Below are 25,329 nucleotides of genomic sequence, written 5' to 3' on the forward strand. Positions count from 1 at the left end.
AAGAGAATTGATGTGTACGAAAAAAAAAAGTATTTTTGCCTCGTTATACTAACTTAATCACATCAATATCATGTCATTTATTGTAATTATCCTTTGCTTGGCCTTATTGATCGTCATGATCTCGTATTTCAAAATCGATGCCTTCCTTTCCTTTATCGTGATTTCCATCTTAGCCGGGATCGGCTTGGGAATACCGTTGACGGATTTGCCGAAAACAATCGATAATGGGATCGGGAATATTCTGGGTAGCCTCACACTGATCATTGTTCTTGGAGCAATGTTGGGTAAGCTTGTTGCAGAAAGCGGTGCGGCACAGAAGATTGCGGATGTAATGGTCGACCTTTTCGGTACCCGTTATATTCAATGGGGGCTGATGATTACCGGTTTTATAGTCGGTATTCCTTTGTTTTATGGGATTGGCTTTGTGTTGTTAATCCCGTTGGTTTTTTCTATTGTGAATCAATACAAGTTACCTGCGGTTTATATGGGAGTCTCCATGTTGGCTGCATTATCGGTGACTCATGGATTCCTGCCGCCGCATCCATCGCCTGTAGCGTTGGTTGCCTTGTTTAATGCCAATATCGGCATGACCCTCATCTATGGTATGCTGATTGCTATTCCTGCGATTGTCCTTGCCGGTCCTCTATTTGGCCGGACGCTCCGGAATATTCAAACCGGTCCGTTGAAATTGTTTGAGAAGAAGGAGTTAGACTGTGCCTACAGTATGCCAGGAAAAGTCAATAGCTTTTCTACCGCTATGCTTCCTGTTTTCTTGCTTATTTTGGCTACGGCTATACCGTATGCTTTCGGAGATATGCCTGGGAAAGTGGCGGATGTCGTTGCTTTTGTCGGTTCACCTTCAGTGGTCATGTTGATCGCTCTGATTGTAGCAACCTACACGTTAGGCTTGCGCCAGGGAAGAAAGGTCAAAGACGTTATGGCGGTCTATGTTGACGCGATTAAAGATATCGCACCGATTCTTTTGATTATAGCAGGATCGGGTATCTTTAAACAGGTGATGGAGGATAGCGGGGTGAGTATGGAACTGGCTACAGCTTTCCAGAAACTGCCTGTTCATCCGCTTATCCTGGGTTGGTTGATAGCTGCAGTGATCCGTGTATGTGTCGGTTCGGCAACTGTTGCCGGCTTAACAGCAGCAGGAGTTGTAATGCCGCTGATTACACAAGGAGGAGTCAACCCCAATTTGATGGTCTTGTCTTTAGGCGCCGGAAGTTTGATGTTTTCCCATGTCAACGATTCGGGTTTCTGGTTGTTTAAGGAATATTTCAACCTGAGTATAAAAGATACGATCCGGTCATGGTCATTGATGGAAACAATCGTTTCTATCGTTGGCTTGGTCGGAGTAATGATTTTAAATATATTTATTTAATAACGCTAAAAACAGTTGATGTATGAGTACGTACAATGCAGACGAACAATTTGAAAAATTAGGTTTAACATTACCTCCTGCTCCGGCAGCACTCGGAGTTTACAAACCGGCTCTTGTGGTGGACGGTAAATACTTATATCTTTCAGGTCACGGTCCTTTAAAGGATGATAAATCATTGATCATTGGTCGTATAGGGGAAGATCTGAGTATGGATGAAGGAAAACAGGCCGCTCAACAGGTCGGACTGGCTATGTTGGCAACCATCAAGCAGCATCTGGGAAGTTTAAATAAAGTGAAGCGGTTGATCAAGGTACTGGGTATGGTCAATTGTACGCCTGATTTTGAGAAACACCCTTATGTGATCAACGGATGCAGTGAATTATTCGCAGCAGTCTGGGGATCGGATAATGGAGTCGGAACCCGAAGTGCCGTAGGTTTCGGATCATTGCCGGATAATATTCCGGTAGAGATTGAAGCTATATTTGAATTGTATTGATTGAAATAAAACACGGAGGGTGTCTCAAAAGTACATCTTGCTTTTGAGACATCCTCTGTTTTTTATAAGAGTATGAAAGATTGGTATCAAATAGATCATATTGACGAGATCGATTCTCCGGCATTGGTAGTCTATCCGGAAAGGATTCGCAGAAATATAACCGAAGTCATACGGATGGCCGGAGGAACGGAGAAGTTGCGCCCTCATGTCAAAACCAATAAGATGGTTGAAGTCTGCCGGATGATGCTTGATGCAGGTATCAATAAGTTTAAATGTGCGACAATAGCTGAAGCCGAAATGTTGGCAATAGCGGGTGCTCCAGATGTCTTATTGGCCTATCAGCCCGTAGGCCCGAAGGTACGGCGTCTGCTGACAATAATTGCCAAATACCCTCAAACACGCTTCTCTTGCCTGATTGACAATGAGGCAAATGGACGTTTTGTCGCATATCTTGCGCAACAAGCGGACTTGGTTATGGATATTTTTATTGATCTGAATATCGGGATGAACCGCACGGGGATTCACCCGGAAAATGCGTTTATGTTGGTGCAGAAAATATTCAAACTATCCCATCTTCATATACGGGGGCTTCATGGGTATGATGGACATATTCATGACCGGGAAATCATCTCACGCCAACATGCTGCCAATCGTGCATTTGAAAAAGTGTATGGGGTGTATGAAAAGATGTGTTCGCTGTTTGAGGAACAGCTTGTGATGGTCATGGGTGGAACCCCGACTTTCCCCGTTCATATGCATCGGGCGAACTGTGAATGTAGTCCGGGCACTTTTGTTTTCTGGGATTGGGGATATAAAGAGATGTTGAAAGATATGTCGTTTGAATTTGCAGCATTACTTATTTCCCGCGTCATATCTGTCATTGATAAAAATCATATTTGCATCGATTTAGGGTATAAGTCGGTAGCAGCAGAGAATCCATTGCCCCGTGTTCATTTTTTGAATGCACCGGAGGCTATTCCGACTGCACAAAGTGAGGAACATCTGGTCTTGAAAGTCCCCGATAGCAGCGCATATGCCCTTGGAGATGTGTTCTACGGTGTTCCGGTTCATATTTGTCCAACTGTCGCCTTATATGACAGAACTTATGTGGTAGAGAAAAACCAACAACCGACTTATTGGCGAGTGATGGCTCGCGATCGATATATACCGCCTAGTGATTATTAAGGAATTTCACCAATTAATGTTCATTTCTTTTGGATTGTATATGACTAAAATCCGTTATCTTTGCACAAAATCAACAAAAGTGTGCTATGGTTATTATCAACAATTATGATGAGTTTGAACAATATGTAGGTAAAGAACTGGGTGTTTCAGAATATTTAAAGATAACCCAGGAGCAGATCAACCTTTTTGCCGATGCGACTATGGATCATCAATGGATACATGTAGACGAGGAAAGAGCAAAAAATGAAAGTCCTTTTGGTACGACGATTGCACACGGTTACTTAACCTTATCTGTTCTGCCCCACATGTGGGCACAGATCGCCGATGTCCGCAATGTGAAATCACTGATAAACTACGGTGTTGATAAATTGAAATTCAATCAGCCGGTAACTGTCGGGAGTGAGATTCGTGTACGGGTAAAACTGTTGACTTTGACTAATCTGCGTGGAATAGCCAAAGCCGAACTGCGAGCGACTATGGAGATCAAAGATTGTCCGAAGAGCGCCTTTGAAGGGACAATCATCTTTTTATACCATTTCAATAATTAAAAAAAAGACTCTGAATAACCTGTATTTTGAAGCTGTCGGGGAAATAGATTAATTTTGCCCGTTCAAAATATGTGCGATTTGAAATTAAAGTATCTCTTATTATTCATTGCGTTTTCTTCCTGCATAGCCTCTGCTCAGGTAGATTCTCTTTTTATCGGCAGCTATGATCAGAAACTGATGATTATCGGATTTGTCGCTAAAGACTTTGTCTTTTTGGAGACCATCCAGCCGCAAAGCGAACAAACCTATTTCCCGAATAATCCGGCGCGGTTGGGGGTAGGACTGTCATGGAAGAATTCGGTATTGAGTTTTGCCTATGGTTATCCGTTTGATTTTCTTCGGGAAAAAAAGTTTGGAAAGACGCGGTTTATAGACTGGCAATACCATCATTACGACCGAAAATTTGTTTTTGACCTTTTTCTTCAGCGATATAAAGGGTTTTATATGGAAGATAAAAAAAGGAGTGAACCGTTTATCTTATCTCCGGATTTAAGTGTGCGGCAGTACGGAATGAACGCCAACTATATTGTCAATAATAAAAAATTCTCCTATAAAGCAGCATTTGTACAAAATGAAAAACAACTACGTTCTGCCGGCAGTTTGTTGCTGGGAGGAGGGATTTATGTGACACAGATTACATCCGATAGTTCCTTTGTGTATATGGATCGTAGAAGTTTTGATAATTTTCAATTCGGATTAAGTGCTGGTTATGCATATACTTGGGTTTTGGGTAAACGGTGGTTTATCAATGGCTCATGTACGGTTGGGATAAATTTCGGAAGCGAAAAAGTCAGTAGTTTCGGCAAGCAGAAACTGGAAGTCTATCCCACCGTATTCCCCCGGATGTCGATTGGCTATAATCATGAAAAATGGGCCATGAGTTTTGTGTATATTAGTAATATTACATTTCCATCTTACACGGAAGACCATTCCATCACTTTGCTTGCCGGCAAATTTCAACTCTCTTATATACACCGGATAGAGGATCTCCCGTTTCTTTCCAAGCTATTGGACAAACTTCCTTTTTGAGAAGACAAACTTATTTATCCGAACAAAAAATTAAAGCGGCCGATTGCTTTATCTGCACCTTAATGAACACTTTTCTGTTAGACCTACCTCTGTTTTTTGTTAGAGGTACGTCTAAAATAATTTAGAGGTACGTGTAAATCGATTTAGAGGTACGTCTAAACAAATTTAGAGGTACCTCTAACAGAAAAGTGATTCAAACGATTCTAAAAAGTGATCTCAAGATTCTAAAAAACCTCTTGGTACACACAAAAAAAGGTATCCTCCCGGACACCTTCTTCTGACTAATACTAACCTATTTACTTTGTGTGGGCCAGATACGTATCAGCAACCACGTAATCTCCTAACAGCCGATTATTGTTATTCGTAATATTGAGCAGCATAACATATTTGCGATACTGTTCTGCCGTTAATACTTCTTTCATTAATTTCAGATTCCCGTATACGGCCTGGTGCATCTTCTGTTCTTTAAGATCCGAAGTGGCTGTCAGACTATTCGATTGCATCTCCATGAAATAGTCATTGATCTTTGCCACTTCACTCTTCTGATACGGAGCCAGTTCCAAAAAAGAACTTAACTGACTGAAACCAGAGGAGAAAGGTTGTTTACTTGCATCCTGTGCCTGTGTTAAACTCATTGTAGCGCTAAAAACTAAGGCCGCTACTGCCAATACTAAACGTTTCATAACCTAATCTTTTACCTAATTTATACTTAAAACCTATTTATTATTAAAAACACAAACAAATCAATTTAATCCATCAACAAATCATTGATTAATCATAGAACAAATTAAATTTGTTGATACAAAGGAATACAAATCAACAACAGGTTGTTTCGATATTTTCGTGAAAAGGAAAAATTGGGGTATAAAAACGAAAAACAATAAAATCTAATCAATGATCTGAGTATCAAATAGCTAACATCGTAACAGGTTTGCTAATTAGCTATTTTTCGTTTTCAGTCCCTTTTTTTTCGTGATAAAGAAACTCATATAACCTCATCGTATCATCTGTTATTACTTTTGCACCAGTCAATCGAATGTTTATTTTATATTTATTGTTATGAAAAGTAGAAAAAAGAATTCCCTTTTTAATTGTACGCAACATATTTTCAAATCATTCTTCGTTTTATGGGGGTTCTTATATGCATTTACCGGCAACGCACAAACAGTACAGACCGACAGCATTGTATTAATTCCTTTTGAGGATGCGTATAAACGGGTTTATCAGGCAACGAAAGTAGAAAATTTCAATCCCGATATAGACGGGCAGTTAACCGAAGAATTCTGGTCTACCCATGGCGACTGGTCAGAACCATTTGTTCAATCACAGCCGGTAGAAAGAGGTCTTTCGGAATACAACACGCAGATGAAACTGTTTTATGACAACAGATATATCTATGTTGGTATTATCTGCCACGATCTTCATCCGGCAACCATCCGGCGATTTGTCGGAAACCGCGACGAAGAGATCGGCGATCTGGTCAGTGTTTCGTTCGATCCCTATCACGACTATCGGGTAGCCACACAGTTTGTATTGAATGCTGGTGGCACAAAAGCAGATATGATGATTACCGACCAACTGGTTAATAACCGAAGCTGGAATGCCGTATGGGAAGGAAGAAGTGCCGTTAATGAACAAGCTGGTTACTGGTCGGCCGAATTCCGTATACCATTCACCCAACTGCGCTATCGCCAGAACAAGGAAGATGGCATCTGGGGGCTGCATGTACGCCGGGTCATCTACAAAGGAAACGAAGTACAATACTGGAGTCTTATCCCGCAAAATCGGAACGGCTATGTTTATTCTTTCGGAGAACTACACGGCATGAAAGAACTTCCGCGTTCAAAAGGGCTCGAAATAAGCCCGTATGCTTCGGGGGAATATCTGCGAGAACCCCGGATCGACGGTAGTCCATACCAAACCGGTGATCGCTGGTCAGGTAATGTCGGACTCGATGCGAAACTGGCGGTTTCCGACTTCACATTAGACCTGACCGTCAATCCCGATTACGGACAGGTCGAACAAGATCCTTCCGTGATGAATCTGACAACACAGGAAACTTTTTATGATGAAAAACGGCCTTTCTTTCTCGAAGGAAGTCATATTTTCAGCCTGGCACCGGGAGGAAGTAACGATATGTTCTATTCGCGTCGTTTGGGCGCAATGCCTTCTTATAGTCCCGATGTTGATCATCAAACCAGTTTTGCACAGACAGCAAAAAATGTTCCGATCATTGGTGCATTGAAACTGACCGGAACAAATAAAAACGGCATCACCATAGGCGTTCTGCAAAGTGTGACCGCCCGTATTTCATCCAACGTGACACAAAATGGAACAGAAGAGAAAGTTGTGATCGAACCCTTGACGAACTATACAGTCGGACGTTTGCAAAAAAACTGGCAGGGGAACACCTTATTGGGAGGAATGATTACGTCCGTGAACCGGGCCTTAGACGAACCGCATTTAAAAAATTTATTGATAAAAGATGCTTTCACGGCCGGAATAGATTTTACGCAGTATTTCAAAAACAGATTATATTACATCGAAACCAAAGCAATGTTTAGTTCTTTGCACGGAACGGCGGAAGCCATTACCCGGAAACAATACAACTCGGTTCATTATTACCAGCGGGAATCTGCACAAAGTTATTTAGGGGTCGACCCGACACGAACCTCCCTCAATGGAACAGGCGGTTATGTTGAAGTCGGACGCAAAGGAAACTCAAAATGGAATATCTCGGAAAAATTCACCTGGTACACGCCGGGATTCGATCTGAATGATGTCGGTTATCTGGCAAGAGCCGATCAGCTTCATAATCAAACAGTCATCTCTTTCAATCAAAATAGTCCCTGGTTTATATTCCGTTCCACTCAACTTCAATTCAATCAGGAAAACACGTGGGATTTCGACGGTCAGATCAATGAAAACAGGTTCAGGCTTCGCTGGGATGCTACGTTAAAAAACAGATATGGGTGGTGGGTGACACAAACGTTTCTGGTCAATCGCCATGACAACCGTCTTTTGCGAGGCGGCCCGGATATGCGCTTACCTGCAGCCTATTGGAATTCGATGGGTGTATTCACAGATCAGTCGCAACCGTTCTCTTTTGCTTTCGATTATATCAGTAACAGGAATTTAAACGGTAGCAAAATGGAATATTCGCTTAATCCGAGTTTCAACTACCGGATCGGCAATCATCTGCTCTTGGAAAGTGAATTTACAATCTACCGGGATAGAAATGAATTTCAATATGCAGGTGTATTATCTCCGCTTCAGGCCGATGAAAAGACAACCTATCTGCTCGGTCGGATGAAGCAAAGGACTTATGGTGTCACCTTACGGGCACAAGTCAATATTACACCCGATATTTCCGTGCAATTCTATGGTGCTCCTTTTACTTCAATCGCGAGATACGACCAGTTTAGAGCGGCGGCCGACACCAAATCGGATATTTATGAAAACCGGACACGCGAACTCACTCCGGACGAGAAGACACGTATGCGTAATCCGGATTTCAGTTTCAATGAATTCCGTTCCAATCTTGTCGCACGCTGGGAATATTTACCCGGTTCGACACTCTATCTGGTATGGGAACACAGTATGTCAAACAGAGACAACCATTATGTATCAGGTTGGGGAAACAATCTGGACCGGATGTTTAACATACCGGCATCCAACACGTTTATGATTAAATTGAATTACTGGTTTAGCTTATGACAACGCCCTTTTGGGGTAAGACGGGAAATTATTTTGTCTGTTTAAACAGCCAGTCTCTTACCCCTTCCAGTTTATACGCGTAGTCAAAGGAACACATATGTTCATTGCCTGGTCCGGCATCCGGTAAAACACTACCTAATGTAAATACAACGAAATGGATCTGATTACCTTCAGCTAAGAGTTTTTGCACCTCAGCCTCCTGGGCTTGGGGAGAAAGTTTGGCACTCCATTCCGCCGAACTGATCTTAGCCTGTTCGTTCTCCAGCACTGTTCTTAAGGCTATCATACCTTTGGGAGCCTTTTTATCTCCGGCAGCAACGATATAGAAAAATTTATCATGAGCAAAACCAGCCATTTTTTCCGTATCCCACTGACATCCCACATAGATAGATGCTGCAAAAAGATCGGGATAAGTGATATTAAAATACATGGAGATCATTCCCCCCATAGACTGTCCGGTAGTGTAAAGCCGGTTCCTATCTATGCTGTACTGATCGACTACCGCCTCTAACAAACGAATAGTCATCTCCACCTCATAAGATGTTTCAAAATCATCGTTTACGACCGTTTCCGAGACATATTGGGGAACAAGAATAAAACTAGGATGTTTCGTCTGCTCTTTGGTCGTGGCCCATACTCCGGCACCATACCCTTGGGTTAAAGGGACCTTCACATCTTTTTGAGTTGTGCTACCGTCGGCGATAAACAAGACAAGAGGATATAAGGTGGCTTCATCATAATTATCCGGTATAAATAGGTTGTAAGACATGGTCTTTCCGGTTTCAGCGTCTTTAAACTCCAATTGAACAAACTTGTCTACAGTTTCATCCAACAAGGCCTTCAACTCCATATCGTTGCTTTTGTCGGGCATAGCTGTGCCTCTTTGTATTTGTTGATCCGAGAATAGATCGCCTGTAGCTGAAAGAGTTCCGTTTCCGAACCAAACACATAAAATGAAAGAGATCACTACTCGAATACCTGTGTGTCTTAATTGACTATCCATAATACTTCTTTTTGATTATTAATTAACCTTTTCTGTTTCTTTGAAAGTTCTGTTATTATCGAAGAACGTATTGATAAAACACAACTCACTTAACAAAGACAAAAAAAAGAATGAATAGTTTAATTTCACATGAAGGTGTAGCAGACAAATTAATCAGAACAGTTATAATCCGGATAGCCTGTGGCAATCACAGGACAAATGAAAAAATTATTAGTGCACCCGTTTATTCATGGTGATAAGGTTCGTTGCGGAGGATGGTCATTGCCCGATACAACTGCTCAAGAAAAACGACTCGGATCAATTGATGCGAAAAAGTCATACGACTCAGGGATATTTTTTCTGAAGCGGCCTGATAAACAGCCTCACTGAATCCGTAAGGGCCTCCTACGATAAACACCAACCGCTTGGGTATGGTATGCCTCTTTTTTTCTATATATGTAGCAAAGTCGATGGAGGTAAAATCTTTCCCTTTATCGTCGAGTAAAACAACGTGATCACCTGCCTGGAGCGTTTTAAGAATAGACTCGCCCTCTTTTTCTTTTTGCTGTTTTTCTGTCAGGTTAGCCGTGCGCCGGATATCCGGAATAACTGTCATTTCAAAGGGGATATAATGGACGAGGCGTCCTGTGTATTCAGCAATACCATCATTGATCCACCGGGCATCAGTTTTACCGATCACAACAAAAACGATCTTCATCAGGTTTGATATTTATCAGGTTTACAACGGCAAAGTTAGGAGAAAATACGTACCTTTGTCTTAATTTACTCACAAATAAAGAGACAATTATGAAACGATTTTTAGTTACGTTTGCATTGGTATTCTCCTTTTTGAGTATGCAGGCAGCCGATATCAGTACGATATCGAACGCATTCAGTTCAGGTAATGCATCAGGTCTTTCTTCGGCTATGGACAGCGAAGTGGATGTGGCCATTCCCGGTTCATCCAAAAAAACAAACGGGAACGATGCGGTTGCTCTTTTGAATCGTTTTTTCTCCGGCAATAAACCGACAGGCTTTTCTGTGGTTCATCATGCCGATAAAAACGAAAGCGGTTTTTTTGTCGGAAAGTTAATGACAGCGAACAAAGAATACCGCGTGAATGTGACCTATCGCACCGAAAACAACAAAGCAATCATTCAATCAATCAGAATAGAATAAAAAGATGGATCATCTTATTGACGAATTAATCAAACTGGCCTTCGCGGAGGATATCGGCGATGGCGATCATACCACTCTATCTTCTATCCCTGCCGATGCGATGGGAAAGAGTCAGTTAATTATCAAAGAAGACGGTGTATTGGCTGGTATCGAAATGGCCAAACGTATTTTTCACGCATTCGATCCCGCGTTGAAAATTACCATATATATTCATGATGGCGCCGAAGTGAGAAAAGGTGATATCGCCTTTATTGTTGAAGGAAAAGTGCAATCATTGTTGCAGACCGAACGCCTCGTATTGAACGTCATGCAACGTATGAGTGGTATTGCAACCACCACCCGGCGTTATGCCAAAGCGTTGGAAGGTACCCGTACACGTGTACTGGATACCCGCAAGACCACTCCGGGCATGCGGATGATCGAAAAGGAAGCGGTAAAAATAGGCGGTGGTGTTAATCATCGTATCGGCCTCTTTGACATGATTTTACTAAAAGATAATCATGTCGACTTTGCAGGAGGTATCGAACAAGCCATTACCGGAGCACAAAATTACCTTAAAGCGAAAGATAAAAAGCTAAAAATCGAGATTGAAGTACGCAATTTCGATGAACTGGAGCAAGCCATGCGTATCGGAGGTATCGACCGGATTATGCTCGACAATTTCAATGTTGAAGATACCCGTGAAGCTGTGAAACGTGTAAACGGACGGTATGAACTGGAGTCGTCGGGCGGTATCACATTTGCCACCTTACGTGATTATGCTGAGACCGGCGTGGATTATATCTCTGTTGGCGCACTGACTCACTCTGTCAAAAGTTTGGATATGAGCCTTAAAGCTAGTTGATATTCTAATCGAAATGATTTTCAGAAAATATATTAGCCTGTTTGCTTTCGTTTTATTAACAACGATAAGCTTACAGGCTCAATTTTTAGACTACGGAACCGACCCCGCCCGGTTCAGGTGGAATTATGTTGATCTTCCTCACTACCGTCTGATTTTTCCACAGGGAAACGATTCGATGGCTTATCGGTATGCGTTATATCTGGAAAATGTGTATCAGCCTTTGCAAAAAACAATCGGAGCGGAGAGCAAACGCCGCTTTCCGGTAATCCTGCATCCGGCAAATATGCAGTCGAACGGATTAGTGGCATGGGCGCCGCGACGCATGGAACTGATCACAACCCCCTCTTCCAAACTGTCGGGACAAAGCTGGGACAAACATTTATCGACCCATGAGTCGCGCCACGTACTACAGACCAGCAAAGTGATGCGGAAAGGGTTTAATGTATTATACTACCTGATTGGCGAGCAGACCTCTGCTCTGGCTACCTTCTTTTTACCGCAATGGTATCTGGAAGGGGATGCTGTAGGGGTTGAAACGGCCATGTCTAACGGTGGGCGCGGCGATCTGCCGGAGTTCAGTATGCCTTACCGGGCACAAATATTGGGCACCGGCAAAAATTACACTTTCGATCAATGGTATATGGGTTCATACAGAAAATATACCGGCAACTTTTACGCATTGGGTTATAATATAACCTCGTATGCCCGCTACCGCTATGGAGCGGATATCTGGAAAAGAGTAACCGACCGGTATCTGACTCATTATTTTCATTTCAGTCCGTTCTATACAGGAGTGAAAAAGTTCACCGGGCGTAATGTAAAAGGACTTTACCATGATACTTTTGCCTATCTGCAGGAGGGTTGGGAGAGAGTAGATACCACCAGCCAAACGCCGGATTATCTATCACCCGAAACAAAACAATATACCTCTTATCAATATCCGCAACCGCTGGATAAGTCAACTGTGATTGCTGTCAAGTCGGGTTTGAAGGACATCAATTCATTGGTCGCTCTGACAAATGGACGGGAGAAACACCTGACTTACCTGGGCGCACTGAACGGACGGATTCGTTTGCATAACAGAACAGTCTACTGGTCGGAAATTGTCGCTGGCCTCAGATGGACACATGAAAATTATTCGGTGATTAAATCATTCGATCTCGATACGAAAAAAGTCCGTACACTAACGCCAGGAGAGCGATTGTTATCTCCGGAAATCGATGAGCGCAATGGTATAATAGCTGCTTCACGGATGCAATTAAATGGACGCAACGAGGTGGTGATCATTGACCTGAACTCGAGCGAAGAGACCACAACTTACGATATTCCGGCTAATGCATTTGCCAAAGAACTAACGTTTGACGACAAAGGGAATTTGGTTATTGTTGTTGTCAATGATTCCGGAACGGCTATTCTTTATCTCGATCGTACCTCAAACAAATGGGACGAGTGGCTACCAACAACGTCGGCTAATATCACCTCACCGATATGGCATGAAGGAAAACTTTATTTTGAATCGGGATTGAGCGGAACAAATAATATCTATACACTTAACCCTTCCACCGGAAAAACAGAACGAATAACAGATGCTCGGTTCGGCGCGTTCACTCCGGCTTTTTCTCCAGCCAACGGACAGTTGTTATTTGCCGATTATCAAGCGAAGGGTTACCGTGTCGGGGTATTGCCTACCGACAGTCTACATCATGAAGAAGTCGATTTTGATCATCCGTATCGCTTTGAATTGGCAGAGGTATTAAGAGAGCAGGAGAACTTCAATCTGGATACAGCTACGCTTACACCTGTGGCATTCCATCCGAAACCATACCGGAAAGGAGTTCATACATTTAATATACATAGCTGGGCGCCGTTTTATTATGATGTGAGTGATGTGATCAGCGGAGGAACGGATGATTTCAGTACGATCGTCAGGCCGGGAGCAATGGTTTTGTCACAAAATGCACTCAATTCGGCGATTGTTCAGGCGGGTTGGTTTTATAGTGATAAACATCACCATGGCAAACTCGACTTTACGTATAAAGGGTGGTATCCTGTAGTCAACCTGAGCGTGGAATATGGTGGTGACGCCTATAAGCTGGGATGGCAGGAGAATGAGGAGGGGCGGCAGGTGATTCGCCAGATTCCTACCGACCGTCATCAACTGGAAGCTGAAGCACGATTATATATTCCTTTTAATTTTACGCGTAATCATTATATCCGTGGACTACAACCGATCATCACCTACAACTTTACGAACAACCAATATCAGGAAAAAGAGAGTGGAAAATTCCGCAATTTCCAGTATGTATTAGCAGAATTGCACCACTACAATTACCGTCGGCAAGCGGTACAGGATATTCTTCCGCGCTGGGGATACCAATTGCGTTTACAATATCTTGCGACGCCCATGAGCAAAGAGAATTTCGGAGAGTTGTATGCTACACGGCTGACGACTTATTGGCCGGGAATTGTTCGTAGTCATAGCCTGATGATCCGAGCCGGTTATCAATATCAAAATGTAGATGATAAAACACTTTATATCCCCAAGCGACTTCTCGATAAGACCAGAGGGTATGACTATTTGACACGCACACGCCAACAATTGCAATTAAAGGCCGATTATGCGCTGCCATTATTTTATCCAGACTGGAATCTGGGAGCCTTTGTTTACATTAAACGCGTCAGAGCGAATCTGTTCTTTGATTACACGCGTAATCAACCTGAAAAAGGGTACAAATGGCAAACACAGAGCGCGTATGGGGGCGACCTGTTGTTCGATTGGAATGTGATACGGATGAACTATCCGCTTGTATTGGGTGTACGGATGATCCAACCGATCGATTATGGGAAGTTTAAGGCTGAGGTGCTCTTCTCTTTTAGTTTTTAGGAATAGCAATCACATACACCTGGGCATTTTCAAAACGGACAACCCGGATCGGTTCTCCTTTTTCGATAAAACCAGAATCGGAAACACCATCGTATAACTCACCGGCGATTTCGACTTTCCCCGACGGACGTAATACAGTGGCAGCAATTCCTTCTTTTTCGAGTATATCCGTTAAAACAGGTACAGAGATAGATTCTTCGAGGTCGGCGACTAAAGCCACTTTGCGAAATATGCCTTTCGATCCGATTTTATGGGAAAACCAGATGATAAACACAAAGGCCATAACCAAGCCCATCAATACAGTGAGGGTTGCTCGCCCGGTATCCGTACCAGAAACACCTTCGAAGTTGAAATGGGTGTTGTCGAGCAGACTTATCGTCAAACCGAAGACCATGAAAATAATCCCGCTTATGCCGGCCACCCCAAATCCGGGTATAATAAATAACTCGGCTCCGATAAGGAGCAAACCTACAATGAAAACCAAGATCTCCCAGTTTTGCGCTAACCCTTCTATATATAAAGGTGCAAAATAAATAATGGCCGCCAGAATAGCTGCTGCCGAAGGGAAACCGATACCGGGTGTTTGTAATTCGAAATAGATCCCACCGATGATGATCAGAATCAACAACGATTGAATAACCGGACTCATCAGGAAACCTTTGAGGTTGTCGAGCCAGGAAGGGGTATAACTTTTCAATTCATACTGCGGAAAATCTAAATAACGGGAAATCACTTCATCGACCGATTCGGCTATGCCGTCGCAATACCCCCAATAGATAGCCTCTTCTGCAGTCAGGGTAAGCACCTTGCCGCTGTCGATCAGGTTAGGAATAACTGTCCGGTCGTCTACCATTGCTTCGGCGATAAGTGGATCTCTTTTCCATGTAATAAGGGTATCCCCTGCTGTGACTGTGGTGTCTTTGCCCTGTGCTTCTGCCGTTGAACGGATCATGGAACGCATATAGGATTGGTATTTATCGGGCAATTCACTTCCGGTTTGATTGACCACCGTCGCTGCTCCAATATTGGCTCCTTTACGCATGAAAATTTTCTTGCAGGCTATCGATATCAGTGCACCGGCCGAAGCAGCATTGTTATCGATAAAGACATAAACAGGAATGGGGCTGTACAGAATAGCTGTACGCATAGAGTCGGCTGCTTCGAGCAGACCACCATAGGTATTCATATGGATCAGAATGGCATCGGCGCCAAGCTGGTTGGCCTCTTTCAATCCGTTAGCCAGATAGATACGTGTAGTATTATCGATTTCCTTTCGGATATCTATTTTATAAACAGTATGTGACTGATTATTGGCAGCATAAAGCATTTCCCCTCCCCAAAAGGACAAGAGAAGTAAAACAAGGATAGCGTAGCGGATGTTCATCTGATGTATATTTTAATAATCGTTTGTTGCAAATTATAATCACCTTGTTGTAAATGTTGGAATATACAACTTGAATGAGTTGTAAATTCTGTTCATTTTCAGGCCTTTTTTAGAGAAAACGAATGAATTGCGATTTGTCACTGACTTTTCTTTTTTCAAAATTTCCCACCCCAATTTGTCCCGATATATTTGCAGTGTGAAAAGACAACAAGATAATATAACAAATTTAATTTATAATTCTATGAACACACTACAATTTCAGAAAAAATTAGTTGGAATGCAGGAAAACCTGTTCAACTTCGCCCTCATGCTTACTGCAAACAGAGATGATGCCCACGACTTGCTTCAAGACACTACTTTAAAAGTATTAGACAGTCAGGAAAAGTTTGTTGACAACGTTAACTTTAAAGGTTGGGTAATGACAGTCATGCGCAATATCTTCATCAATAATTACCACAAGGTAGTTCGTGCACAAACTGTAATCGATCAAGGTGCCGATGTCTACAACCTGGATGTTATGAACGATTCCGGCCTTGACACTCCTGAAGGATCACATGCACTAAGCGAAATTTCACTGGCTATCGAGAACCTGAATAACGAATTGCGTATTCCTTTTTCGCTATTTGTCAGTGGTTACAAATATCATGAGATTGCCGAAAAAATGGATCTGCCTATTGGAACAATTAAGAGCCGCATTTTCTTTGCACGCCAAGAGTTACAAAAGACGCTAAAGGATTATAGATAAGATTGCAACCACTAACGAATCAGTTATAATAAGATACTTTCCAGATCGTTGGAAACATACACATTTCCGGAAAAGACAGATCAACTCTGTACAATTGCTTTCTATCTGTCAGGTTACTATCTTCCGTATGATATAAAATGAGATTAGCCACTTTCAACTCCTGCGCCAGCCTTCCGGCTTCGAGTGCTGTACAATGATTTTTTTTCATAGGGTTTGAAAACCTCTTTATCCCGATAAAGGCAAAACGCTTCTGTCAATAGCCAATCGGTGTTTTCTACATATTGTTTACATGCCGGATTGAAGGGTTCATCACCCAAACAGGTTAATGAACGATCATCCGGCAATTGAGTACAAAAACCAAATTGTTTCGCTTTAGTCGACCGAATATCAAAAAAATAAACCAAACAACAGCCGAAAAATGTTTTTGAGGATATTAAAAACGCACACTTCCTACATCTTCGATAAATCGTCTTTGCTTTTCAAAATAGGCAGCCTGAATGAGTTCATTCGATTGTGTGATCAACGTTGAATATTTTTTCAATGCGTCCAGCCACCTTTTATGTGCCTCACTCAATTCGGCATTGAGAAAAACAGTCATCTCCAAAAGATGAAAACTGAAAGAGGATATAATCTCGTTATTCCATACATTGTAACTACTATTATGGTCAATATTTATGCTTGACAAATAGAAGTCATAAGTCGTGCCGGAATCCGAACAACCTGTCCGTACTGTTTTTTCCACGGAGTCGATCATCTGGTGAAAAGCCTTTTTGATTGAGGCTAACTCTGACTCATTGATTAAATGAATGGTATAGAAATAGTGCACCTCTTTTAAGGGAGCGAGAAAAACATTCGCATCCAGAATAAAAGTATTATGCGTTATTTTCCGGGTATTTACCTCCAATCGCTCCCGTAAAGATGCTAATTCCGGTGAAACGACAACATCCGAATAACAAAGTCTCGATATCCCATTATGTGTTCTATGCAACCAAGTATAATAGACGAATTTAAATAATTCAGAAAAATGCGTACTGAACGCAACCGGTAAATAGTTAAGTGCCATTACCGTATAAGACGTTGTCTTATAGACTCGGTGTTCCAGTTCTTCACTATATTTCTGAAGTCGTTTAAAAAAAGTCTCTTCCGGGTTATTCGCTATGTGCAAATCGACATACAAACGGTTCTCTTTTGGCCCCTTGACAATCTCATCGATCGAGAAATCGAGTTCCAATGATAATTTTATAATTTCATGAAGCGTAAAAGCCATGTCTCCCCTTAACCGCCGATAGACCGATTCTTTTCCCAGATCAAGACTGTCTGAGAGGTAATCAACCGGTTTTATTTGCGATGGTATCTTACTTAAAATCGTACTAATTATTTTTTTCCTGACAAGATCAATCATAGGTGTATGTCTTGTTTACCAAATTCACAACAAACTCACGTTGTGTATCTATAAATTTCGTTTGCAAAGCTTCATTACATCCACTTATCAGACTCGCATACTTTTTTAGCGAGTGAAGCCAATAGGTATATGCTTTACAGATTTCAGGATCTCGCGAGACAATATATGCACCGGGATACACACTAAAAAGCGCATTCACTTTATGATCATACTGCATAGAGAGGCCGGTCGATTCTATCGAAAAAGTTGAAAGATAAATATGAGTTTCATTGTTTGCAGACGCATCCGGCTGCTTCAATTTATTTTCAAGCGAATCGATTAAGCTGAAAAAATCGTTTTGTATCAATACGATCTCCTCTTCTGAGATCAACTTTCTTTTATAATAATAGTGCACCTCCATCAGCGAGTTTTTTATAAAATAGGGATGAAGGATGTACGTCTGTTTACCTACAGCTTTATAATCACTGACCTTTTTCTGTAAAGCGATTATACGTTCCGGCAGTTCAACATCTGATAATCGAAAATCCAACGGCATCTGCCGCATCTGACACATCCATTTATAATAGTGATATTTAAATAAATAGTCATATGATGCTGCAGTCGATATCATGACACGATCAAAAGTGGCTATTAATTCCGTATGTTGAACTTCATTCATTTTTTTTACTCCATTTGCACAGGTCAAAAGAAGATCATAAAAGGTCTCTTCTGTATCAAACGCCCTATTGCCATGAAAGGCAAACACAGTCGATTTGGAATTCAAATAATCCGCTCTGTTTGAAAATAAAACTTCATCCATCGATACACTCAGCGTTGAGGAGAGTTTCACAAAATCATTCACTGTAAAAGGAACTTTCCCTTTGACTCTCCGATATACAGACTCTTTACTCAGGTCTAATACATCTGCCAGAAAATCGATCGGATTTAGATGTACAGGTATTTGGGACACTATCTTATCGGCGATAGCTTTATACTGTAATTTATCCATAGTTAAGGCTCATTATTATGCAAAAACAACAAGTTTGTATCTCCTTTTCAACAATACAAAATTAGAAAACAATGAGTCGCATTAAAAATCTAAAAACCGCAAAAGTTCCACTTTCCTATAACTAAAACACTTTTGTTTGTCAAATAGTTGAAAAAATCAACCTCGTTTTCTTGTTTTTTTTATTGAGATCTTCATATGAATAAAGGTACTTTGCAAAATCAAAACGTCACAAACAATCAAAGCCTGTTTGCATCAGAGTAATAACTTCTACAAATTATGAATATTCGGATTTTAATAACAACATTTTTTCTGTTGATCGTACTCGATCTGTCCGCACAAGTAACCATCGGTTCCGGCAGTGAACCTGAAAAAGCAGCCTTATTAGAGATTAAAAGTTTTAATGCCACAACTTCCGGTGGTCCAACAACCGGTCTTAATGGAGGAGGCGTACTCTTCTCCCGTGTGAATTTAGAAGAAAAAAATTCACTGAAGCCTTTTTTGGCCAACGGAGGAACAGATGATGAGAAAAAGAAACATACAGGCCTTGTGGTATATAACGTCCGCTCTGTTTCGGCTCAAAGTTTAAAAGAAGGGCTTTATATGTGGAATGGAGAACAGTGGGTATTGATTGCAGGTAAAGAAGGACGAGAAAAATTCTTCTACATGCCTTCGTTGCCCATTAATACCTCTTCAATCGGATGGAACCCCATACCGATAGATTTACATAAAGTCTACAAAGATCAATTTCTAACACCCAAAGTGATCAGCCAGGGAGCTCCAGCCCAAATACCTGTTTTCGAAAACGCAACCGACTTATACTATTATGTAACCTCTTATGATGAGACTGTATTCAGGCAATTTGTCCTTTTAGAAGATGGCAAGATGTATTATGAAGTGATAAATAGTGCCACGCCCTGGTCGTTTGTAAATGTTGTATTTGTAATAAAATGATCAAAAGAAGAGCGATGACTATATTTCAGTTAAAAAACGGTCAAGGAAAAATCCTCTTCGTCTGTCTATTTTTTGCTTGCTATATGCAGCTCTCGGGGCAAAGTATTTATGGTGATTTTCCGTATGTACAAAGTTTCTTATCTACTGCTCAACCAAGCGAATGTACAAAGCCAATACCCAATGCAGGAACAAACGCAGCCACATTTACATCCGATGGGTTGCGATTAACTCCCGCCACCCCAAACCAATTCGGCACCGTCTTTATCAACAACAAACAATTTAAATCCCAGAATGGGATCAAAATAGAATTTGAATATATGTTTTATGGAGGAAGTGGAAATGGGGATGGAATGACCGTTTTCCTTTTTAATGCCGACAATTCTAATATCGGAGCTTCCGGCGCCGGATTAGGGTATGCGTATAACCGAACATTGGGCACGAATCACCCCAATAGGGCACCCGGACTTGCCGGCGCCTATTTGGGAATCGGTTTCGACACCTATGGTAATTTTAAAGGAAGAAGGTGGGAGGCGAAAGAGCGAAGAAACGGGATTGTGACTTCACAAAGCAATAGCGAAGTCACGCTGAGAGGAGCCAAAGGGGAGCCGTATCGATACAATGGGGTGGTTGTTCCCGGGATGGAGGATCGATATACCGGTTATCCGACATTAATCTCTTCCGCTACATTTGGAGGAAAGACGTTCACCTTGCAAAACAATGGCTCCTATTTGGAGACAACTAGGACTACCGGAGGTAATTTCTCCTTAGCCGGAACCCGAAAAGCATTTATCGAGATCTATCCTCATCCGGATAACGGTTTTTATATTACAGTAAAAATCAAGTGGACAGATATTACCACGACAACAGTTATCAACAATTATCATTACAAAGAGCAGACAACTTATGTCGAGAATGCGATGCCCAGTAACCTCTCAGGTGGAGACAACAACTCTTCAACCACTCGGGGAGCCGACAAAATCGTGACTCTTAACACCACTGCTCCCGAATATTTAAAAATCGGTTTTGCTGCCGCAACAGGTTCTGCAACAAATATTCACCTGATCAAACATGTAGTCATCACATTACCCAGTGCAGCAGAAGCCAACCCGGATTTCGCAACAACGGACAATTACACGCCCGTATCTTTTTTTCCATTAGTCAATGATCTCGCCTACCAAGGGGTAATATCCAAAGATCAGGCTGGTAATACAAATTATATCGATCCGACTTCTTTCCGTTTCATCTTAGCAGATGGCACGAAAATAGCAGCAAATAGTCATACCACTACAGCAGGAAAATGGGAATATAATCCCATAACAGGGAGAATCACATTCATTCCAAATACGAACTTTTCAGGCGAAACAACAATCTACTATGATATAAAAGGAAAAGAAGGATTACCCTATACAGATGAAGCCTATCGTTCGCTTCCCGCTGCTATGACAGTGACAGTTAATAAGGTTTCCGGTCCACCGCCTTCTTCCTATATTCTTATAAACAAAATGATCTCGCCTGTTGTGAAATAAAAGATGTATCTTTGAAAAAGATAAGATCTATCTCACATGAATCGCTACATTGTATTTTTGAGAGGAATTAATGTTGGAGGAAATGCGACTATCAGCATGGCTACATTGAAACATTTGTTGACGAATGAAGGATATAGTCAAGTCGACACATATCTGAACAGTGGAAATGTGATCCTTGAAACAAAAAAAAGCAAAGAGGATACAGAAAAGCATCTCCAGCAACTTATCGAACAACAATGGGGATTAACTGTTGCAGTCTTCGTTAAATCAAAAGAGGATCTGGAATTTATTCTGGCCAATAATCCCTTCGACTCAGAGACAGAATCAGATAATTCCAAAAGGATGGTCGTAATGTTCCATGAAACAATTTCGTCCGGCAGAGGGATGGTCATTCTCAAAGACGAAAAAGAAGATGCTGATTATTATCTTAAAGACAATCTGATTTATATTTATTATAAAGTAGGTGTCGGCCGGGCTAAAGTCACCAATCCGACGATCAAACAGTTATTAAAACGGCCTTCTACCTCCCGCAATTGGAATACAATGACTAAAATAGTGGATAAATAAGGTCACTTAAATGTTTACCCTGTTTGGTGACACTGACCCCACAGCCGCTTTCTGTGGACTTATGGCAATCCGATCCTATTGACAATATACCATCAAATATGATTTTTTCATGACAAAAATAGAGTTTTATGCCGTTTTTACTAACTTGCACTTTGGCTTTTTTCAGGCAAACAGAGGGCAATTTTAAGCATTTTCGGTAAAAATCGGGATGTGCTTAATAACTTATGCTGATCGTTTGGGGAATTTATCTGAATGACAGCAACAAGTTATGCAGATGACCTTGGAGAAACATCCAAATGATTTTAAAAATCATCTGGATAAATTTCAAAGAGAGTCGGAAACAGTTCAAAAAACGGGTTCAAAACCAGTCGTTTTTCTCCAGAATAGCCATTTTTTCATCCTGTAAAAATAGACAATACAGTATGATTTTCAATTTATCTCTTGAAAATAAACCTCAAATCCACGCCTTTTTTCCGAACACTCTTGTGGTATGTATCAAATAAACGAATCTCGTGAGGATAAAATAACAAAGTGTCAATTTGATTATCCGGCTTAAGGATTACGCCTTTCAGTCAATATAAAAATGTTACTTTTGTTATTCAAACACTAAGAAAAAACGGATTATGGCAAGACCAACCAATAAACACGACTTGATCGTACTGGCAAACAGTCAATTTGAGAAATTATGGAAACTGATCGATTCCATGTCGGAGGAAAAACGACTGGCCACGTTTTCATTTGAAGATAGAGACAGAAACCTGCGCGACGTATTGGTACATCTGTATGAATGGCACCAATTGTTACTGCATTGGCTCCCAGCTAACCTGGCAGGAAAAGCGGTCAATTTTCTGCCTACGCCCTATAACTGGAAAACCTATCCCCAAATGAATGTTGAGATTTGGAAGAAACATCAAACAACCTCTTTAAAAGAAGCCGTTGCACTATTGAAAGAGACACATATTGAAATAATAAAACTCATCGAGCCACTTACCGATGACGAATTATTCACAAAAAAATACTTCCCGTGGACAGGAACCACTAATTTGGGGAGTTATTGTATCTCCGCCACTTCGAGCCATTACGATTGGGCGATGAAAAAACTGAAACAACATCTGAAATAGGAATTTACAAAAAGCCCATTAACCGCAAAATAGTAGGAGTAAGCAATGCTGTCAATATGCCGTTCAAGGTTAGCCCCAACCCGGCATAAGCGCCATATTTATGACTGATCTCCATCGCCGTAGAAGCTCCTAAGGCATGAGCAGCAGTCCCCATAGATAGTCCTTGTGAAATGGGTTGATTGATTTTCAGCAGTTTCATAACCTTAAACCCCATAATGCCTCCAAACAATCCGACACAGACCACAACAGCTGTCGTGAGTGGGGGAATGCCTCCTATTGCTTGAGAGACTTCCATAGCAATAGGTGTGGTCACCGACTTCGGAGCCAAAGATAAAACAACCTCCTTACTCGCTCCCAATAAATGAGCAATAAGTACGACTGAAACCGTACCGACAACACATCCGGCAAGTTGAGACAAAAGGATAGGTACAAACTGTTTTTTTATTTGTCGAAGTTGAAGGTATAATGGCACACCAAGTGCGACAACAGCAGGTTTCAACCAGAACTCGATCAGATCACCTCCACTTTTGTATGTTTCGTAACTAATACCCGTCATTTTGAGGAATACAATTAATACGGCAATTGTCAGTAAAATCGGATTAAGCAACACATACCCGGTTTTCTTCTGTATCAGTTTGGCCACAAAGAATACGCCAAATGTGATAAATAATAGGAAGTATTTATTTTCGAGATAGTCCATTTTTCTTACTCATTTTTCGGGTCACCTGATGCACCCATCCGGTGACAAACAGGACAAGTATTGTGCTGACTATCGTCGCAACAGCAATAGGTATGATCTCTGCAGCTATCAGATCGAAATACAACATCAGTGCGATACCGGGAGGGATAAAAAAGAAACTCAGATTTGCCGACAAGAAATCGGCCAGACCTTGAACCCATTGCAGTTTGATCCAACCTAATTCAAGAAAAAGGGTAAGCAGTAACATTCCTATGATACTGGAAGGCAGTTTGATTCCAGTAAGATAAACAATCCATTCACCCAATGCCAAACAGCCAAATAAGATGGCGCATTGTCGTATCATGCTAATAGACCTTTAAAAACCATGCAAACTTAGATAAAAATATGCTATTTATAAGCCAGTCGCATAAAAGAATAGTCTTTTTTGTCTAAGTTTGGCAATAGTTCCTTTAATATGTAATAATCTTACTACAAAATGAATAAACCGAAAATTTTCACCTATCCTTTTGCAAGTATCTATCCGTTGTATATACAGAAAGTAGAGAAAAAAGGGCGTACAAAAACAGAAGTAGACACGGTTATTTTCTGGATGACAGGTTATAACGAACAAACACTGCAGCAACAAATCGATAACAACACCGATTTGGAAACTTTTTTTGCCCAGGCTCCTCGAATGAATCCGAATATTTCAAAAATCACCGGTGTTATTTGTGGCCATCGGGTAGAAGAGATCAAGGACACACTCATGCAAAAAATCCGCTATTTAGATAAGTTGATTGACGAACTGGCTAAAGGTAAAGCCATTGAGAAAATATTAAGGGAGTAAAATCAACATCTATTTCCGGCTTTATCCGATAGGTATAAAAACAGCATACCGACTGTTTTTATGCTGCATCCTGTCCACTTTTTTGTTACATATTATTCGTTTTTCTGTTACACGTAGGTCTGTTTTCTGTTAGACGTACCTCTAAATGAATTTAGAGGTAGGTGTAAATCTGTTTAGAGGTACGTCTAAAATAATTTAGAGGTACCTCTAACACAAAAGTGTTTCAAGAGAAACAAATAAACCATCAGATATATGCAAAAAAAGTATCAGAATTTTCCATACACGCACAATTATAAACTTTTTAACACATTCCCCCGAACAATTTCTCTTTTTGTTTGTTTTAATATATACAGGTTTTGACAAAAAGAGAAAAAAGATGGAAGACAAAATGCTTTTATTGACACAGAAACTGGCAGCCTGTCAGGCGAAGTGCAATCTTTGCTTAAATGCATGTCTTGACGATTCTGATATGGAGAAGATGAAAACATGCATCAGGTTAAATAAAACCTGTGCAGAAATATGTGGGATTACCTTATCAACGATTACCTCAAGCAGCTTTTTCAGTAAAGAAGTATTGGTGGTTTGCGCCAAAGCGTGTAAAAAATGTGCTGCCGAATGTAAAAAACATGCGAACGATCATTGTCAGCAATGCGCCAAAGCGTGTGAAGAATGTGCCGAGGCATGCACCTATTTCATGTAAATTCTTTCGGATTATTTTAGATAGATCGAAGACCGTTTCAGTATAAGAAATGGTCTTTTTTTTATTAAACAGCCAAAGAACCCTCTATATAACGGCAGTTCATGCGCCCAACTCGGGACGCTTTCGGAGTGAGATTTATAAAAACACATTAAATAGAGAGTGTGT

Annotated in this window: 25 protein-coding genes; 16 read left to right on the top strand and 9 right to left on the bottom strand. The window is 41.1% G+C overall.

Annotated features, from left to right (window positions below; genetic code table 11):
- The first annotated feature begins 70 nt into the window (after window positions 1-70).
- The 5 genes from M2135_RS09710 (at window position 71) to M2135_RS09730 (ending at window position 4,648) form a co-directional block, all read left to right on the top strand.
- The gene (locus tag M2135_RS09710) at window positions 71-1,390 is read left to right on the top strand and encodes a gluconate:H+ symporter (RefSeq protein WP_280748304.1); all 1,320 of its coding nucleotides are present in this window, start codon (window positions 71-73) and stop codon (window positions 1,388-1,390) included.
- Between the two features lie 22 nt (window positions 1,391-1,412).
- Window positions 1,413-1,886: a RidA family protein gene (locus M2135_RS09715; protein ID WP_280748305.1), complete on the top strand. Its 474-nt coding sequence runs from the start codon at window positions 1,413-1,415 to the stop codon at window positions 1,884-1,886.
- Between the two features lie 72 nt (window positions 1,887-1,958).
- Window positions 1,959-3,071: a D-TA family PLP-dependent enzyme gene (locus M2135_RS09720; RefSeq protein WP_280748306.1), complete on the top strand. Its 1,113-nt coding sequence runs from the start codon at window positions 1,959-1,961 to the stop codon at window positions 3,069-3,071.
- A gap of 86 nt (window positions 3,072-3,157) precedes the next feature.
- Window positions 3,158-3,619 carry a MaoC family dehydratase gene (locus tag M2135_RS09725; RefSeq protein ID WP_280748307.1) on the top strand — a complete coding sequence of 154 codons (462 nt, stop codon included), beginning with the start codon at window positions 3,158-3,160 and terminating at the stop codon, window positions 3,617-3,619.
- Window positions 3,620-3,697: 78 nt separating this feature from the next.
- Window positions 3,698-4,648: a DUF4421 family protein gene (locus M2135_RS09730; RefSeq protein WP_280748308.1), complete on the top strand. Its 951-nt coding sequence runs from the start codon at window positions 3,698-3,700 to the stop codon at window positions 4,646-4,648.
- A 296-nt stretch (window positions 4,649-4,944) separates the two neighbouring features.
- Here the strand turns inward: M2135_RS09730 and M2135_RS09735 are convergent, their stop codons facing one another.
- Window positions 4,945-5,331, bottom strand: a complete 387-nt coding sequence (locus tag M2135_RS09735) for a hypothetical protein (RefSeq protein WP_280748309.1) — start codon at window positions 5,329-5,331, stop codon at window positions 4,945-4,947.
- Window positions 5,332-5,707: 376 nt separating this feature from the next.
- On the opposite strand from M2135_RS09735, the gene M2135_RS09740 reads away from it, so the two are divergent.
- Entirely contained in the window at window positions 5,708-8,365 is a 2,658-nt protein-coding gene (locus M2135_RS09740) for a DUF5916 domain-containing protein (protein WP_280748310.1), read from the top strand.
- 28 nt (window positions 8,366-8,393) lie between these two features.
- Here M2135_RS09740 and M2135_RS09745 read toward each other — a convergent pair whose 3' ends face one another.
- The gene (locus M2135_RS09745) at window positions 8,394-9,368 is read right to left on the bottom strand and encodes an alpha/beta hydrolase-fold protein (RefSeq protein ID WP_280748311.1); all 975 of its coding nucleotides are present in this window, start codon (window positions 9,366-9,368) and stop codon (window positions 8,394-8,396) included.
- 223 nt (window positions 9,369-9,591) lie between these two features.
- Entirely contained in the window at window positions 9,592-10,065 is a 474-nt protein-coding gene (rlmH, locus tag M2135_RS09750) for a 23S rRNA (pseudouridine(1915)-N(3))-methyltransferase RlmH (protein WP_280748312.1), read from the bottom strand.
- An 89-nt stretch (window positions 10,066-10,154) separates the two neighbouring features.
- Here rlmH and M2135_RS09755 point away from each other — a divergent pair, with 89 nt between their 5' ends.
- The 3 genes from M2135_RS09755 to M2135_RS09765 are packed head-to-tail and all read left to right on the top strand — an operon-like array spanning window position 10,155 to window position 14,254.
- The gene (locus M2135_RS09755) at window positions 10,155-10,526 is read left to right on the top strand and encodes a DUF4783 domain-containing protein (RefSeq protein ID WP_280748313.1); all 372 of its coding nucleotides are present in this window, start codon (window positions 10,155-10,157) and stop codon (window positions 10,524-10,526) included.
- A 4-nt stretch (window positions 10,527-10,530) separates the two neighbouring features.
- A complete protein-coding gene (gene nadC / locus M2135_RS09760; RefSeq protein WP_280748314.1) occupies window positions 10,531-11,370 on the top strand; it encodes a carboxylating nicotinate-nucleotide diphosphorylase in 840 nt (279 codons plus the stop codon).
- Between the two features lie 13 nt (window positions 11,371-11,383).
- Entirely contained in the window at window positions 11,384-14,254 is a 2,871-nt protein-coding gene (locus tag M2135_RS09765; RefSeq protein WP_280748315.1) for a hypothetical protein, read from the top strand.
- Here the strand turns inward: M2135_RS09765 and M2135_RS09770 are convergent.
- Window positions 14,244-15,581: an NfeD family protein gene (locus M2135_RS09770; protein ID WP_280748363.1), complete on the bottom strand. Its 1,338-nt coding sequence runs from the start codon at window positions 15,579-15,581 to the stop codon at window positions 14,244-14,246. The genes M2135_RS09765 and M2135_RS09770 overlap by 11 nt on opposite strands.
- Window positions 15,582-15,879: 298 nt before the next feature.
- On the opposite strand from M2135_RS09770, the gene M2135_RS09775 reads away from it, so the two are divergent.
- Window positions 15,880-16,383 carry an RNA polymerase sigma factor gene (locus tag M2135_RS09775; protein WP_280748316.1) on the top strand — a complete coding sequence of 168 codons (504 nt, stop codon included), beginning with the start codon at window positions 15,880-15,882 and terminating at the stop codon, window positions 16,381-16,383.
- A gap of 19 nt (window positions 16,384-16,402) precedes the next feature.
- On the opposite strand, the gene M2135_RS15555 is transcribed toward M2135_RS09775, so the two are convergent.
- The 3 genes from M2135_RS15555 to M2135_RS09790 form a co-directional block, all read right to left on the bottom strand.
- The gene (locus M2135_RS15555; protein ID WP_348537113.1) at window positions 16,403-16,591 is read right to left on the bottom strand and encodes a hypothetical protein; all 189 of its coding nucleotides are present in this window, start codon (window positions 16,589-16,591) and stop codon (window positions 16,403-16,405) included.
- 225 nt (window positions 16,592-16,816) lie between these two features.
- Window positions 16,817-17,785 carry a hypothetical protein gene (locus M2135_RS09785; RefSeq protein WP_280748317.1) on the bottom strand — a complete coding sequence of 323 codons (969 nt, stop codon included), beginning with the start codon at window positions 17,783-17,785 and terminating at the stop codon, window positions 16,817-16,819.
- Window positions 17,778-18,773, bottom strand: coding sequence for a hypothetical protein (locus M2135_RS09790; RefSeq protein WP_280748318.1), 996 nt, complete (start codon window positions 18,771-18,773; stop codon window positions 17,778-17,780). The genes M2135_RS09785 and M2135_RS09790 overlap by 8 nt, the downstream gene beginning before the upstream one ends.
- Window positions 18,774-19,049: 276 nt before the next feature.
- Between M2135_RS09790 and M2135_RS09795 the strand changes: the two genes are divergently transcribed.
- From M2135_RS09795 to M2135_RS09810, 4 genes are all read left to right on the top strand, one after another.
- The gene (locus M2135_RS09795) at window positions 19,050-19,724 is read left to right on the top strand and encodes a hypothetical protein (RefSeq protein ID WP_280748319.1); all 675 of its coding nucleotides are present in this window, start codon (window positions 19,050-19,052) and stop codon (window positions 19,722-19,724) included.
- On the top strand, window positions 19,721-21,250 hold the full coding sequence (locus M2135_RS09800) for a hypothetical protein (RefSeq protein WP_280748320.1): 1,530 nt from the start codon (window positions 19,721-19,723) through the stop codon (window positions 21,248-21,250). The genes M2135_RS09795 and M2135_RS09800 overlap by 4 nt, the downstream gene beginning before the upstream one ends.
- A gap of 36 nt (window positions 21,251-21,286) precedes the next feature.
- Window positions 21,287-21,817 (top strand): DUF1697 domain-containing protein, encoded by a 531-nt coding sequence (locus M2135_RS09805; protein WP_280748321.1) that lies wholly within the window; start codon window positions 21,287-21,289, stop codon window positions 21,815-21,817.
- Between the two features lie 623 nt (window positions 21,818-22,440).
- Window positions 22,441-22,938, top strand: a complete 498-nt coding sequence (locus M2135_RS09810; RefSeq protein ID WP_280748322.1) for a ClbS/DfsB family four-helix bundle protein — start codon at window positions 22,441-22,443, stop codon at window positions 22,936-22,938.
- Between the two features lie 4 nt (window positions 22,939-22,942).
- Here M2135_RS09810 and M2135_RS09815 read toward each other — a convergent pair whose 3' ends face one another.
- Window positions 22,943-23,638 carry an LrgB family protein gene (locus tag M2135_RS09815; protein WP_280748323.1) on the bottom strand — a complete coding sequence of 232 codons (696 nt, stop codon included), beginning with the start codon at window positions 23,636-23,638 and terminating at the stop codon, window positions 22,943-22,945.
- On the bottom strand, window positions 23,619-23,981 hold the full coding sequence (locus M2135_RS09820) for a CidA/LrgA family protein (RefSeq protein ID WP_280748324.1): 363 nt from the start codon (window positions 23,979-23,981) through the stop codon (window positions 23,619-23,621). Before M2135_RS09820 ends, M2135_RS09815 begins: the two co-directional genes overlap by 20 nt.
- A 132-nt stretch (window positions 23,982-24,113) precedes the next feature.
- Between M2135_RS09820 and M2135_RS09825 the strand changes: the two genes are divergently transcribed.
- The gene (locus M2135_RS09825) at window positions 24,114-24,464 is read left to right on the top strand and encodes a DUF2200 domain-containing protein (protein WP_280748325.1); all 351 of its coding nucleotides are present in this window, start codon (window positions 24,114-24,116) and stop codon (window positions 24,462-24,464) included.
- A 376-nt stretch (window positions 24,465-24,840) separates the two neighbouring features.
- A complete protein-coding gene (locus M2135_RS09830) occupies window positions 24,841-25,164 on the top strand; it encodes a four-helix bundle copper-binding protein (protein WP_280748326.1) in 324 nt (107 codons plus the stop codon).
- The last annotated feature ends 165 nt before the right edge of the window (window positions 25,165-25,329 follow it).

The organism is Parabacteroides sp. PF5-9 (assembly GCF_029893105.1).
Taxonomy (GTDB): domain Bacteria; phylum Bacteroidota; class Bacteroidia; order Bacteroidales; family Tannerellaceae; genus JARXWG01.

Bases quoted from the DNA above. Each gene is read 5' to 3' on its own strand.
- M2135_RS09710 (WP_280748304.1), top strand. From the start codon at position 71: ATGTCATTTATTGTAATTATCCTTTGCTTGGCCTTATTGATCGTCATG.
- M2135_RS09715 (WP_280748305.1), top strand. From the start codon at position 1,413: ATGAGTACGTACAATGCAGACGAACAATTTGAAAAATTAGGTTTAACA.
- M2135_RS09720 (WP_280748306.1), top strand. From the start codon at position 1,959: ATGAAAGATTGGTATCAAATAGATCATATTGACGAGATCGATTCTCCG.
- M2135_RS09725 (WP_280748307.1), top strand. From the start codon at position 3,158: ATGGTTATTATCAACAATTATGATGAGTTTGAACAATATGTAGGTAAA.
- M2135_RS09735 (WP_280748309.1), bottom strand. From the start codon at position 5,331: ATGAAACGTTTAGTATTGGCAGTAGCGGCCTTAGTTTTTAGCGCTACA.
- M2135_RS09740 (WP_280748310.1), top strand. From the start codon at position 5,708: ATGAAAAGTAGAAAAAAGAATTCCCTTTTTAATTGTACGCAACATATT.
- M2135_RS09745 (WP_280748311.1), bottom strand. From the start codon at position 9,368: ATGGATAGTCAATTAAGACACACAGGTATTCGAGTAGTGATCTCTTTC.
- rlmH (WP_280748312.1), bottom strand. From the start codon at position 10,065: ATGAAGATCGTTTTTGTTGTGATCGGTAAAACTGATGCCCGGTGGATC.
- M2135_RS09755 (WP_280748313.1), top strand. From the start codon at position 10,155: ATGAAACGATTTTTAGTTACGTTTGCATTGGTATTCTCCTTTTTGAGT.
- nadC (WP_280748314.1), top strand. From the start codon at position 10,531: ATGGATCATCTTATTGACGAATTAATCAAACTGGCCTTCGCGGAGGAT.
- M2135_RS09765 (WP_280748315.1), top strand. From the start codon at position 11,384: ATGATTTTCAGAAAATATATTAGCCTGTTTGCTTTCGTTTTATTAACA.
- M2135_RS09770 (WP_280748363.1), bottom strand. From the start codon at position 15,581: ATGCTTTATGCTGCCAATAATCAGTCACATACTGTTTATAAAATAGAT.
- M2135_RS09775 (WP_280748316.1), top strand. From the start codon at position 15,880: ATGAACACACTACAATTTCAGAAAAAATTAGTTGGAATGCAGGAAAAC.
- M2135_RS15555 (WP_348537113.1), bottom strand. From the start codon at position 16,591: ATGAAAAAAAATCATTGTACAGCACTCGAAGCCGGAAGGCTGGCGCAG.
- M2135_RS09785 (WP_280748317.1), bottom strand. From the start codon at position 17,785: ATGATTGATCTTGTCAGGAAAAAAATAATTAGTACGATTTTAAGTAAG.
- M2135_RS09790 (WP_280748318.1), bottom strand. From the start codon at position 18,773: ATGGATAAATTACAGTATAAAGCTATCGCCGATAAGATAGTGTCCCAA.
- M2135_RS09795 (WP_280748319.1), top strand. From the start codon at position 19,050: ATGAATATTCGGATTTTAATAACAACATTTTTTCTGTTGATCGTACTC.
- M2135_RS09800 (WP_280748320.1), top strand. From the start codon at position 19,721: ATGATCAAAAGAAGAGCGATGACTATATTTCAGTTAAAAAACGGTCAA.
- M2135_RS09805 (WP_280748321.1), top strand. From the start codon at position 21,287: ATGAATCGCTACATTGTATTTTTGAGAGGAATTAATGTTGGAGGAAAT.
- M2135_RS09810 (WP_280748322.1), top strand. From the start codon at position 22,441: ATGGCAAGACCAACCAATAAACACGACTTGATCGTACTGGCAAACAGT.
- M2135_RS09815 (WP_280748323.1), bottom strand. From the start codon at position 23,638: ATGGACTATCTCGAAAATAAATACTTCCTATTATTTATCACATTTGGC.
- M2135_RS09820 (WP_280748324.1), bottom strand. From the start codon at position 23,981: ATGATACGACAATGCGCCATCTTATTTGGCTGTTTGGCATTGGGTGAA.
- M2135_RS09825 (WP_280748325.1), top strand. From the start codon at position 24,114: ATGAATAAACCGAAAATTTTCACCTATCCTTTTGCAAGTATCTATCCG.
- M2135_RS09830 (WP_280748326.1), top strand. From the start codon at position 24,841: ATGGAAGACAAAATGCTTTTATTGACACAGAAACTGGCAGCCTGTCAG.